The 12,644-nt window shown below is 60.3% G+C and carries 10 protein-coding genes and 1 pseudogene; 4 read left to right on the top strand and 7 right to left on the bottom strand.

The features are described 5' to 3' along the window. The first annotated feature begins 43 nt into the window (after window positions 1-43). Window positions 44-478, top strand: coding sequence for a hypothetical protein (locus RLW55_RS18820; RefSeq protein WP_013946972.1), 435 nt, complete (start codon window positions 44-46; stop codon window positions 476-478). 120 nt (window positions 479-598) lie between these two features. On the opposite strand, the gene RLW55_RS18815 is transcribed toward RLW55_RS18820, so the two are convergent. After that, complete coding sequence (locus tag RLW55_RS18815) at window positions 599-1,072, bottom strand: VOC family protein (RefSeq protein WP_423415053.1); 474 nt, start codon at window positions 1,070-1,072, stop codon at window positions 599-601. A 1,001-nt stretch (window positions 1,073-2,073) separates the two neighbouring features. Between RLW55_RS18815 and RLW55_RS18810 the strand changes: the two genes are divergently transcribed. Then, window positions 2,074-3,075 (top strand): DUF4062 domain-containing protein, encoded by a 1,002-nt coding sequence (locus tag RLW55_RS18810; protein ID WP_423415052.1) that lies wholly within the window; start codon window positions 2,074-2,076, stop codon window positions 3,073-3,075. A gap of 23 nt (window positions 3,076-3,098) precedes the next feature. Here RLW55_RS18810 and RLW55_RS18805 read toward each other — a convergent pair. The 3 genes and pseudogenes from RLW55_RS18805 to RLW55_RS18795 form a co-directional block, all read right to left on the bottom strand. Further along, window positions 3,099-3,583: pseudogene (locus RLW55_RS18805) on the bottom strand (cupin domain-containing protein). A 62-nt stretch (window positions 3,584-3,645) separates the two neighbouring features. Further along, window positions 3,646-6,651 (bottom strand): excinuclease ABC subunit UvrA, encoded by a 3,006-nt coding sequence (gene uvrA, locus RLW55_RS18800; protein ID WP_423415051.1) that lies wholly within the window; start codon window positions 6,649-6,651, stop codon window positions 3,646-3,648. 136 nt (window positions 6,652-6,787) lie between these two features. After that, entirely contained in the window at window positions 6,788-8,596 is a 1,809-nt protein-coding gene (locus tag RLW55_RS18795; RefSeq protein ID WP_423415050.1) for a cation:proton antiporter, read from the bottom strand. Between the two features lie 478 nt (window positions 8,597-9,074). Here RLW55_RS18795 and RLW55_RS18790 point away from each other — a divergent pair, with 478 nt between their 5' ends. Continuing rightward, window positions 9,075-9,689, top strand: a complete 615-nt coding sequence (locus RLW55_RS18790) for a hypothetical protein (protein WP_409562829.1) — start codon at window positions 9,075-9,077, stop codon at window positions 9,687-9,689. A gap of 159 nt (window positions 9,690-9,848) precedes the next feature. Here the strand turns inward: RLW55_RS18790 and RLW55_RS18785 are convergent, their stop codons facing one another. The 3 genes from RLW55_RS18785 to RLW55_RS18775 all read right to left on the bottom strand — a co-directional run bounded on the left by RLW55_RS18785 (window position 9,849) and on the right by RLW55_RS18775 (window position 11,723). After that, window positions 9,849-10,241 (bottom strand): GFA family protein, encoded by a 393-nt coding sequence (locus tag RLW55_RS18785; RefSeq protein WP_409562830.1) that lies wholly within the window; start codon window positions 10,239-10,241, stop codon window positions 9,849-9,851. A gap of 644 nt (window positions 10,242-10,885) precedes the next feature. After that, a complete protein-coding gene (locus RLW55_RS18780; RefSeq protein ID WP_409562831.1) occupies window positions 10,886-11,302 on the bottom strand; it encodes a VOC family protein in 417 nt (138 codons plus the stop codon). A 52-nt stretch (window positions 11,303-11,354) separates the two neighbouring features. Beyond that, window positions 11,355-11,723, bottom strand: coding sequence for a YkgJ family cysteine cluster protein (locus RLW55_RS18775; protein WP_013946982.1), 369 nt, complete (start codon window positions 11,721-11,723; stop codon window positions 11,355-11,357). A 395-nt stretch (window positions 11,724-12,118) separates the two neighbouring features. On the opposite strand from RLW55_RS18775, the gene RLW55_RS18770 reads away from it, so the two are divergent. Then, window positions 12,119-12,640 carry a single-stranded DNA-binding protein gene (locus RLW55_RS18770; RefSeq protein ID WP_409562832.1) on the top strand — a complete coding sequence of 174 codons (522 nt, stop codon included), beginning with the start codon at window positions 12,119-12,121 and terminating at the stop codon, window positions 12,638-12,640. Window positions 12,641-12,644 lie beyond the last annotated feature (4 nt).

Here is a 12,644-nt window from a genome sequence, read left to right as displayed (position 1 = left end):
CATTGAAGTCGGGGGGAATTGAAAGGATCCAAGGAGAAAAGCAATGCCTGGGCTCTTGCGACCCGAAGACCTGAAGATGATTTCGCTCGATGCGGAAACGGAAGAATACAATCGAGAGCGAGACCTCAAGAAAAAGAAAGCGCAGCAGGATAAGGAGCTGCGCGAAGCGTTCATGTCGCGCAAAGTCGCAGAAAAAGCCCTGGCGATTGATCGCGTCAATAATGCCATCCGAATTGCCGCTCAAAATGGCCAGCACCATCTGCAGGTTATCACGTTCCCGTCGAGCTACTGCAGTGACGGCGGCCGCCGCATCAACATTGCCGATCCGGAATGGCCGACGACGCTTACGGGTTTCGCAAAAGATGCGTATGAATTCTACGATACGGAGCTACGCCCCCTGGGGTACAAGCTCCGTGCGGAAATCATAAGTTTTCCCGGCGGGATGCCCGGCGAGGTTGCAATGTCGCTGGCGTGGTAGGCGCCGGGCGATACTCCTTTTGTTGGCGCTTTGCGACACGCATTCCGCGCGCCGGCCGCAAAGCGCGTGCATGTTATGCGCTGGCCGACGCTCCTTTGTCGAGCGGCAGCCTGCGCGGAGTTACCCCCGTCTCGCTTTCTCGATTGCCGCGACGTCGATCTTCTTCATCGTCATCATGGCGGCGAACGCGCGCTTGGCCTCATCGCCGCCGGCGGCGAGCGCGTCGGTCAGCACGCGCGGGGTGATCTGCCAGTTGACGCCCCATTTGTCCTTGCACCAGCCGCATTCGCTCTCGCGGCCGCCGTTGCCGACGATGGCGTTCCAATAGCGGTCGGTTTCTTCCTGATCGTCGGTCGAGATGGAGAACGAGAACGCTTCGCTGTGCTTGAACTGCGGGCCGCCGTTGAGGCCCATGCACGGAATGCCGACGACGGTGAATTCGACGACGATGACGTCGCCCTCATGGCCTGAGGGATAGTCGCCCGGCGCGCGGATGACGGCGTCGAGGGAGCTGTCGGGAAACACGCTCGCGTAGAAGCGGGCGGCGGCTTCGGCCTCCTTGTCGTACCAGACGCAGATCCGGCTTTTCGACATGACTAGGGCTCCTTTTTGTTTGCGGCTTCCGACTTCGCTCCGCGAAGCCGGCCGGAAGCCGCGACTGATGCTGCGCGACCGGTGCTTTCTTAAGACGGTCTCGGCATTCCCGTTCCGACACATAGATGCGCTTTTTTTGTTTGCGCCGAGGCGACAGTTTTTGATTTGCGCATGGCGACTGCTTTTCTTTTGCGCCTTCCGACACGCCGGCGGCGCGCCGGCCGGAAGGCGCGGGGCTGTTGGTTCGTTCGTGCCGGATGAACGAAGACACACGCGTGCGCCAACGGCCGGCGTGAAACAGCAAATGCACACGGCGGCCGGCTCCCCAGACGGGAGTCGCCGTGTGCAATCAATAAAGCACGAAGCGGACGGGTTCCGCGGCGTGGGTCTTCGCAATGAGCAGTCTCGGAACCGGTCCGCTTCGTGACGAGACCGAGAACAGGGTTCTGGACAGGTCACTTAATGAAGCGGGGTGCTCCGCACACGGGTTTCTCACCCCGTGCGGACCTGCCTTCCGCCTTGTCCGCATCGCGCGCGTGAGGCGAGCGGGTCGGGCTGTCCCACCCGAGCGCCGCGCGACGCCTCGCGCGATGCCCTTGCCGGATGGGTGAGGGGATTATGGGGGAGGTCGCAACACCCGAGGATAAGTTTTTTCGGTGGTGCGGCGAAATCGGTGCGCCCGGCGGCCGGCTCGCGAATGCGATTCGCCGAGCGGATTCAAAAGAGCGCGGGAAGTTTCTTCGGAAATCATAAAAATGTTCTTTGCGCAATGCGCTGGTTAGACGGGCAAAATTCCTCGTGAAAACGGAAATTACACGGCGGCCTGCGCGACAATGCATGAAGGCGACGGTGGGATTTGCTCAGCTTTTTCGGATTAAGAGAAGCGGCGAGAGACAAATGGCCGGTTCTCTGCGCCCAAAAAGCTCGCGCGGTACTGCTTTTAGCTTGCGAATCCCGAGACACTCATGTCTCAAGATCGTCAGCGGAATCGGGGTCATGTGATGGATAAGCGATACCAGATTTTTGTTAGTTCAACTTATTCTGATCTTAAAGAAGAGCGCCAAGCCGTCACTCAAGCGCTTCTTAGTCTGGATCATTTTCCCGCTGGAATGGAATTGTTTCCGGCCTCCGACGACGACCAATGGACCCTGATTAAAGGTGTGATCGACGACAGCGATTATTATGTAATCGTTATTGCTGCGAGGTATGGGAGCATATCGCCGGAAGGCATTAGCTATACCGAACAGGAATTTGACTACGCCGTATCGTCCGGAATACCGATTTTGGCTTTTTTGCACGAAACTCCTGACGAACTTCCCGCAAAAAAGACAGATCAAAATGACGGAGCGCGGAAAAAGTTGACCGAGCTGCGCGCCAAAGTGCAATCTGATCGCCATGTAAAGTTTTGGACCAACGCTGATGATCTGCGGGCCAAGGTAATTCAAGCTGTATCCGCTGAGACGAAACGAAATCCCAAAGTTGGCTGGGTGCGAGCAAATCTCTCCAGTGATCCGCAGAGGCTCAATCATCTGCTTCAAGAAAATGAGCAATTGAAAGAAGCGCTTTCTCAGGCAAGATTTTCGCCTCCGCCCGGATCGGAAAGCTACTCACAGGGAGAGGATAAATTTAAGGCGATAATGGATGTTTCAAAGCTCGACTACGGCAAATACGAGGACTGGCTAGAGTTGGAAGTTTCGTGGAATAAAATTTTTTATGAATGTGGTCCGCTGATGATGGACGAAGCTAAGGAAGGCGATCTGCGTCGCACCCTTAGTAGTGAGTTGCCTCTTTACGACGAGGAGAAATTTGAAAAATACAAACGTATCGTTTTGACAAGTGACTCTTTCCAGACAATCAAAGTCCAACTTGTTGCTCTCGGCTTGATTCGCAAGAGTGCTCGCAAGCATGCTCCTAGCGATACAAATGTGTACTGGTCTTTGACGCCATTTGGAGAGCAATATCTCACACGCTTGAGAGCTATCAAAAAGCGAGTTTTAAGCTGATGTTACGGCTGTACGTGCAGGCTTTAATACCCACTCCCATCCTTCCGCGTAAACTGCCACTTCCCGTCCGGGCCGAGTGAGGCTTTGAGGTCGTCGCTTGGATAGCTGCCTTCGTCGCCGGGCGTGCGGTCGCCGATCTCGAGATAGACGACGTCACGCGTCGTCCGGTTCACAAGGTGATGGGCGATGCCCGCCGCGGGGAAGCCCGCGCACATGCCGGGCTCCATGTCGATCTCGCCCGTGTCGGTGACGAGCGTCGGCGTGCCGTCGAGAATATAGACGAACTCGTCCTGCTTCGAGTGTCGATGCAGTAGCGCGGACTCGCCGCCCGGCAAAAGCCGCGTCAGGTTCACGCCGAAGTTCTTCAGGCCGAAGATGTCACCGAGCGGGCGCTTCTCGCGCTTGCCCATGCGGCTGAAGAAGGCTCCGGATAGTTCGACGGTTTGGTGCGAAGGGGCGCGTCCTCGGCTTTGATCGCGAGCGGCGAGGGCGCTTCATTGTCGGCCAAAGTTACTCTCCGTCAGCCCCTCACCCTAACCCTCTCCCCGCGAGCGGGGAGAGGGAAGAGACTTACTCCGCCGCCGCCTTCTTGCTCGCTCTTTTGTTTGCGGCTTCCGACACGCCTCCGGCGCGCCGGCCGGAAGCCGCGCTTCTCGCCAGCACCGGCTTCAGGTACTGACCGGTGTAGCTTTCCTTGACCTTCACGATGTCCTCGGGCGTGCCGGCGGCAACGATCGTGCCGCCGCCGTCGCCGCCTTCGGGGCCGAGATCGATGATCCAGTCGGCGGTCTTGATGACTTCGAGATTGTGCTCGATGACGACGACGGTGTTGCCCGCGTCCGCCAGCTCGTGCAGCACCTCAAGCAGCTTCGCGACGTCGTGGAAGTGCAGGCCCGTCGTCGGCTCATCAAGAATATAGAGCGTGCGGCCGGTCGCGCGGCGGCTCAATTCCTTCGACAGCTTGATGCGCTGCGCCTCGCCGCCCGAGAGCGTCGTCGCCTGCTGGCCGATGTGGATGTAACCCAAGCCGACGCGCGCGAGCGTTTCGAGCTTGTCGCGGATCGACGGCACGGCCTTGAAGAACTCGGCGCCTTCCTCGACCGTCATGTCGAGCACGTCGGCGATCGACTTCTCCTTGAAGGTGACGGCGAGCGTCTCGCGATTGTAGCGCTTGCCCTTGCATTCCTCGCACGTGACGTAGACGTCGGGCAGGAAGTGCATCTCGATCTTGATGACGCCGTCGCCCTGGCAGACCTCGCAGCGGCCGCCTTTCACGTTGAACGAAAAGCGCCCTGGTTCGTAGCCGCGCGTTTTGGCCTCGGGCAGGCCTGCGAACCATTCGCGGATCGGCGTGAAGGCGCCGGTGTAGGTCGCAGGGTTGGAGCGCGGCGTGCGGCCGATCGGCGACTGGTCGATGTCGATGATCTTGTCGAAGTGCTCGATGCCGGTGATCTTGTCGTGCTCGCCGGGGTGGTCTTTCGCGTTGTTCAGCTTGCGCGCGACGGCCTTGAAGAGCGTGTCGATCAGCAGCGTCGATTTTCCGCCGCCGGAGACGCCCGTGATGCAGGTGAAGAGGCCGACGGGGACGGACGCGGTGACGTTCTTCAGGTTGTTCTCGCGCGCGCCGGTGACGGTGAGCATGCGTTTGGGGTCGGGCGCGCGGCGGTTTTTCGGCACGGGGACAAAGCGGGTGCCGGAGAGGTATTCGCCGGTGATGCTTTGGGGTGAGTCCATAATGTCTTGCGGCGTGCCTTGGGCGATGATCTTGCCGCCGTGGACGCCCGCGCCGGGGCCGATGTCGACGACGTGGTCGGCGGTCATGATCGCGTCCTCGTCGTGCTCGACGACGATGACGGTGTTGCCGATGTCGCGCAGGTGCTTCAGCGTTTCGAGCAGGCGGTCGTTGTCTTTCTGGTGCAGGCCGATCGACGGCTCGTCGAGAACGTAGAGCACGCCGGTCAGCCCTGAGCCGATTTGCGAGGCCAAGCGGATGCGCTGCGATTCACCGCCCGACAGCGTGCCGGAGGAGCGCGAGAGGGTGAGGTATTCGAGGCCGACGTCGTTCAGGAACTTCAGGCGGTCGCGGATTTCCTTCAGGATACGCGTCGCGATTTCGGACTGCTGCCTGGTGAAGGTTTTCGGGATTTCGCCGAACCAGACGTTGGCGGCCTTGATCGAGAGATCGCAGACCTCGCCGATGTGCTTGCCGCCGATTTTGACGGCGAGCGCTTGCGGTTTCAGGCGGAAGCCGTTGCAGCCTTCGCACGGGTGCGCGGCCTGATAGCGCGAGAGTTCCTCGCGGACCCAGTCCGAGTCTGTTTCCTTGAAGCGGCGGGCGATGTTGCCGATGACGCCTTCGAACGGCTTTTCGGTGGAATAATTGCGCGTGCCGTCCCAGTAGGTGAACGTCACGTCCTCGTCGCCCGAGCCGAACAGGAGCGCGAGCTGGACGTGCTTCGGGAGCTTCTCCCACGGCGTCTTCATCGAGATCTTGTAGTGCTTGGCGAGGCTTTCGAGCGTCTGCTCGTAATAGGGCGATGAGACGCCGGTTTTCGCCCAGGGGTAGATTGCGCCTTTTTCGAGCGAGAGCGAGCCGTCGGGCACGACGAGGTCGGGCTCGAAGCGCAGTTCCGAGCCGAGGCCGTCGCACACCGGGCAGGCGCCGGCGGGGGCGTTGAACGAGAACAGGCGCGGCTCGATTTCGTCGATCGTGAAGCCCGACACGGGGCACGCGAAGCGCGATGAAAACAGAATGCGCTCGTGCGTGTCGTTCTTCGACTTGTTGGCGCCCTCGGTTTCGGATTTCGGCAGCGGCTTGTCGACGTATTCGGCGATGGCGAGGCCGTCGGACAGTTTCAGCGCCTGTTCGAATGAGTCCGCGAGGCGGGTGCCGATGTCTTTCTTCACGACGATGCGGTCAATGACGACGTCGATGTCGTGCTTGTATTTCTTGTCTAGCTTCGGCGCGTCTTCAATCGCGTAGACGGTGCCATTGATCTTGAGGCGCTGGTAGCCCTTCTTCTGCCACTCGGCGATTTCCTTGCGGTACTCGCCTTTGCGGCCGCGCACGACGGGAGCAAGCAGAAGCAGGCGCGTGCCGTCGGGCAGCGCCAGCACGCGGTCGACCATCTGCGCGACGGTCTGGCTTTCGATCGGCAGGCCGGTCGCGGGCGAATAAGGAACGCCGACGCGGGCGAACAGCAGGCGGAGATAGTCGTAGATCTCCGTCACGGTGCCGACGGTGGAGCGCGGGTTTTTGCTCGTCGTCTTCTGTTCGATGGAAATGGCGGGCGACAGGCCGTCGATGTGATCGACGTCCGGCTTCTGCATCATCTCCAGGAACTGGCGGGCGTAAGCGGATAAGCTTTCCACATAACGGCGCTGGCCTTCGGCGTAGATCGTATCGAAGGCGAGGGACGATTTGCCCGACCCCGACAATCCCGTGAATACGACGAGCGCGTCGCGCGGGATTTCGATGTCGACGTTTTTGAGGTTGTGTTCGCGCGCACCCCGGACGTGGATGGTCTTCATCAGCTCGGAGGTGGGGCGGGAATTGGGTTTTGTCGATTTGGCCATGAGAACCGTCTAGCCGAGGGGTGGCGGGACTGGCAATGGAACCCGACGGCGCGGGGGCTATATGGGGGTGGGGTGCGGCATAAAACAGCCCCGCAACCGTGACGCTTGGCTGTCCGGCTGGTTATTAGGTGGCGTCCTAGGCGGCGTCTGGGGGATTGTCCTGCGTGCGGGCCGGGTCCGGGTCGACGATAGGGGCAGGCGAGGGCGTGTCGAGAGCGACGATCATGGCTCCAGCCGTTTCCCGTGAGCCCTGGACGACGTCGGAGGCTCCGTATTGCTTCAGGTAGGCTTCCTCGGCGTCCGAATGGGCGCGGGCGATGATCTGCAGGCCGGGATTGGCGGCGCGGCCCTGGGCGACGATCTGGCCAGCCTCGAAGCAGTCGGGAATGGCGACGATCAGCGCCCGGGCGTCCTTCAGGTTGGCCGACGCCAGATCGGTGACGGCGTTGGCGCCCACGGCGTCAAGACCGCGAGCTTTCAGCGTTTGGGCGGTGTCGTCCCGGTCGTCCATGACGAACAGCGGGATGCCGCGTTCGATCAGTTTCTCGCCGATCACGCTTCCGACCCGGCCGAAGCCGACCAGGACGGTGTGGCCGGTTTTCGACGTGACATGGGCCAGCTCCGACGCCGGTTTGGCTGTCTGGGGCTCAGCGGCGCTGGGCGCCTGACCGGGAGCTTGCCCTGCGACTTGTCCTGGGACTTGCCCCGCGGGCGCCGGTTCTTTCGGCTTCGGAGGTTCGGCCGACAGAGCCGGGCCGTAGCGTTCGACGGCGAGGAACAGCAGCGGGTTGAGCATGATCGAGAGCAGCGCGCCCGCCAGGATCAGTTCACGCCCCTCGACAGGGAGCAACTTCAGCGTCACGCCGAGTCCCGCGAGAATGAACGAGAATTCGCCGATCTGGGCGAGGCTGGCGGCAATCAGCAGCGCAGTGCGCATGCCGTGGCCGAAGGCTAGGACGATCAGCCATGCTGCAAGCGATTTGCCGACAATGATAATCGCGATGACGGCCACGACGCGCAGCGGATTTTCGACGATGATATTGGGATAAAACAGCATCCCGACCGACACGAAGAACAGGACCGCGAAGGCGTCGCGCAGCGGCAGCGTTTCATTGGCTGCGCGCTGGCTCAATTCGGATTCACTCAAGATCATGCCGGCGAAGAAGGCGCCGAGCGCCAGCGAGACCCCGAACAGCTTGGCCGCTGCAAAAGCGACGCCGAGCGCGATCGTCAGCACGCCGAGGCGGAACAGTTCGCGCGAACCTGTGTGCGCAATGTGGTGCAGGATCGCCGGAATGAGCCTGCGGCCGCCGAGCAGCATGACGGCGACGAATGCGGCGACTTTCAAAAGCGTGACGGCGAGCGTCATCGCTAATTCGTTCGGCGAGTGAGCTCCCGCCGCGTTGGCGCTCTCGGTGCTCAGCAGCGGGGCAATGGCGGGCAGGATCACGAGTGTCAGGACCATGACGAGGTCCTCGACGATCAGCCAGCCGACCGCGATGCGGCCCTGATCGGATTTGACGAGACGTCGTTCCTGGAGTGCACGCAGCAGCACGACCGTGCTGGCGACGGAGAGTGCGAGACCGAAAACGAGGCCTGCGCCCAACGACCATCCGAATGTCGTCGCGAGGCCGACGCCCATCGCGGTCGCGACGGCGATCTGAACGAGAGCGCCGGGCACGGCGATGGCGCGCACCGCCAGCAGCTCCGACATGGAGAAATGCAGCCCGACGCCGAACATCAAAAGAATGATGCCGATTTCCGCCAGTTCGTTAGCGAGGCCCTGGTCGGCCACAAAACCCGGCGTGAAAGGGCCGACGGCAACTCCGGCGAGCAGATAGCCGACGATAGGAGAGATGCGAAATCTCTGGGCGATGGCGCCGAAAATGAAGGCCAGCGATAGGCCGACGACGATGGTAGCGATGAGCGGAGTATCGTGCGCCATTCCCGGTGCGGCACCTCCTGAAGGCCGTTCCTCCAGTTTGCCCGGCTCAAGGCGAAACAATCAAGCCCCGCGGGAATTTAGGCGGCAGATTTCAAAGATGAGGGAGTTGGTTTTAGGGACCAGGTTCTGGTGCCAAGGGTGCGGCTTCGTGGGTTCCCTTGTTCATCTGTGGTTCCTCGGGACAAGCCCGAGGATGACAATGTTTGTGCGATATCATCTCCACGTCATCCCGGCGCAGGCCTGGATCCAGTCAAGCCTCGACACCGAAGATATGGATACTTGCCTGGGTGCCGACCTTCGTCGGCATGACGGTGGTTGATAAGGCCGCGCGATTACAATGAGGACATCCACCCTCGCGGGAAACGGTGTTCATGCGGTGATATTCACGTGGTTGTCAGGATGCCGTCAGCATTCAGCCTTGACGGCAGGGTAAGCGTCGCGGAAATGAACCGCGGATCGTTATCGATGGGGGCATCACGTGAGCGACGCGCCGTCTCTTCTCAACTTTTCACATCCGGCTCATCCGGTGAACCGGACGCTGACGGTGGTCAAGCTGCTGGTGCTTGCGGTATCCGTCGCCGCGGCCGTGCCGACCGCGCGCAACTTGTATTTCTCCTGGAAGAACGACGTGCCGTTCAGTCAGGTCGATCATCGCCTGGCGCAGGCAGCGTTGCTGGAGAAGAATTTCGACTGCCGGATCGCGTATCGTTCGCTGACGACGCAGGGCAATGCGCAGGTTGAGGTCGGATCGTGTGCGAAGACCGGTGACATCTCGATCCGCGTGAAGAGCGCGGACGGTCAGGTCAACTACGAATGGATTGCATTCGATCAGTTGCCGAAGCCGGTTTCGAAAACGGCAAGCTTGTGGGACTTGATCGTATCGCGCGCGATGGCGGATGAAGCCGCACGGCGGGACGTGCCGTTCAATGTTGCGCAGGATGTGACGGTGCTGTGCCAGGCAAAGTCGGGCGACAACATCATTCGCGTCGTGCAATCCGGTGGACAGTGCACGCGCGAAACCGTTTCGATTTTCCGCGGTTCCGTCGAGAAAAGCGCGAGTGTGCCTTGCGATAAGGCGTGTCCTATAAAGTAGCGCCTTCCGACTCGCCTCCGGGGAGCCGGCCGGAAGGCGCGGAGCGTTTTTTGATAGTGCTCGGCGACACGCGTTCCGCGCGCTGACCGCCGAGCACGGCAGTTTTGGATTGTCGCTTCGAACTCCGCTTCGCGGAGCCGGCCGGAAGCGACGGATGTTTCACCATTCGTCCTTCTGCGGCAGGCCGTCGGCGATGTCGTAGTAATCGGACTTCGAGCCGACAAAGATGTGCTCCTTGATCTTGAGGCCCGTCGGTCTGTCGAGCGTTCCGGCGGTGACATAGATTTCTTCGCTGCCGGGGGACTGCCAAAAGAGATTGCTACCGCAGCGCATGCAGAAGCCGCGGTTGCCGGCATCCGACGACGGGTACCAGCGCAGCGTCTCGTCGTTCAGCAATTTTATGTCTGCGGCGGCGCAGCTCGTCATCGCAGCGTAATTTCCACTCGTCTTCGCGCATATCGAACAGTGACACGCGAGGATCGGGTTGAGTTCGCCGCCGATTTCATAGCGGACACCTCGGCAATGGCAGCTTCCTGTGGCGTGAACGGTCATTAGCAACGAATATCCTTCGAACGGCGATGCGGCTCGCAGTAAAATCACTGATATTGCGCGAATTTCAAACATTACCGATGAGAATTGTGATCGCTTTCTCCCTGATGACAACTTGACGACCGGGGTTTTGAGGCACACATTTCTTTTTGTGACGGTGCCGCTCTCGCTAGCTGTTCCGGTAATTGCGTCTCGGCCGAGGGGTCGATGAGCTGCGGAATGGAGACGCGAGCCGCAAGGGCTTCACGTGGTGCGTATGGGTCCCGTGAGGCGCATGTGGAACGTGGTAGGCGTGACGTTGAAACAGATCGAGGAGAGGAGATGACTCCACCGGGTTATCAATCAGGACCTCGAGACTTGTTCACGGGGTCAGCAGCTTGACAAGCGCTCTCGAGATTGTGGCCACGCTTGGCTCAGCTGCACTCGCTGCTACAATTTGGATATCTCACACGAGGGAGGCGGTCCGTGCGGCCGCTAGAGCCTCGCATTCAAAGGCCCGGTTTTAGTCTGGGCGAACCATCGAAGGTAAAAAAACACAGCCCCGCGCGAATCCGAGGATTCGGCGGGGTTAGTTTTTTATTGTTGGCGAAGTTTTTTGTTGTCGCTTCCGACTCCGCTTCGCGGAGCCGGCCGAAAGCGACGGGCCGCTAGGGTGCCGGTTGGTATTCGCTGACTGTCCAGAGATTTCCTTCGGGATCTTCAAGATCGAACCCCATCACTCCGTCGGGAAATGCCGGCGAACTCGTCCTGCGAAGAGGGCGAAGGAGCTTCGCTTCGGCTTTTAATGCCAAGCGATGATAATTTTCGACCGCGTCGACGTTTTCCGCAACGAGGCAGATGCAGGTTTTCCCGACCCTCGACCATGCCCCGTCGGCTGGAATCGTGGAGACGAAAATCATTCCGTTCCGCCAGGCAAGTTCTGCGAACACGACTTTACCGTTGGGACCATCGTAGGATGCGACGACGCGAAAGCCGAGCGCCGATACCAGCCAATCAATCGCCGATCCAAGATCGGCATAATAGGCGCCCGGAACTACGGCGGGACCGTCAGTCGGAGAGCTCATCGTCATCCCGCATCAAGATTGAGAATGCCGAAGCGGCAGCGATGTCGAAACCCTAATCCTTGTGGTTCGTGATCGCGACGAATTTGTCGTCGTTCTGGGCACGGCGTTCGTGCATCAGGAAGTCGTAGTAGCCGCAGCGACCGGAGCCCGGGTATGCGCGGCAGGCGGCGGGGCGCGCCTTATAGATCGTGCAGCAGCGCTTCTTGGTGTCGAAGAACTGGCAGATGCGGCCGTAGTGCTTATCGCGCTGGCGGCGCATGATGTACTTGTGGCCGTGGGCTTCGCGCGTAAAGCGCCGCTTCGCGGTTTCGTATTTCAGGTCGAAATGCTTGGCGAGGCGTTCCACGTCGCGCTTGTTCAGCGCAATGACCGGATACGAACAGCAGTATCCTGGGCAATTCAAACAATTGTACTGAGCCATTGCGGCTTTGGTGCTCCCGCGTGCGCACGCCATCCTCTGGGCTAACGGCCTTAGATCATGCGGCGCGGCAGTCAAGACGGCATTCGCGGCGAACGCGACATTCCGGTGAGACCGTGGCGCGATGAGTTAATTTGCTTGCGCCTAGTGGGGCGGGCGCTATATAGAACAATGAGAGAACATTACTGTCCCCGCCCGGTCGATTAGGCCGTGGAGAACGATAAATGAAGTGAAGAAGGTGGCGGGGAGAGCCTTTAAAGTCAGAACGATTCCGCGCTATCCGAATGGCGCGTCTATGCAACTATTCATGCCGGCTGGCGAGCATGCCGCCGGTCGTCGCGAGGGAACGCGGTGGCGTTCCTCGCGTTCAGTCACGTTCAGTCAAGGAGACGAGTGAAATGGCAGGGTCGGTCAACAAAGTTATTCTGGTCGGCAATGTCGGCAAGGATCCGGAGATCCGCCGCACGCAGGATGGCCGCCCGATCGCCAATTTGAGCATCGCGACGAGCGATACCTGGCGCGACAAGCAGACGGGTGAGCGCAAGGAAAAGACCGAGTGGCATCGCGTCGTCGTCTTCAGTGAGCCGTTGTGTAAGATCATCGAGCAGTACGTGAAGAAGGGCGCGAAGCTCTACATCGAAGGCGCACTGCAGACGCGTAAGTGGACGGATCAGTCTGGCGCGGAGAAGTATTCGACCGAGGTCGTCATCCAGGGCTACAACGGCACGCTGACGATGCTTGATGGCGCAGGCGGCGGACGCGGCGCGTCGATTGGTATGCAAGAGAGCGGTCCGGATTACGCGTCAGACGGCGGTTTCGGTTCGAGTTCGGGTGGTGAACCCCGGCGCGCGTCGGGTTCCAGGAGCGGCGGTTCGAAGCCGAGCTTCGACAAAGCGCTCGACGATGAGATACCCTTCTGATGGT

Source organism: Hyphomicrobium sp. B1 (assembly GCF_049532635.1).
GTDB lineage: Bacteria > Pseudomonadota > Alphaproteobacteria > Rhizobiales > Hyphomicrobiaceae > Hyphomicrobium_B.
This window is presented reverse-complemented; position numbering and strand designations above follow the sequence as displayed.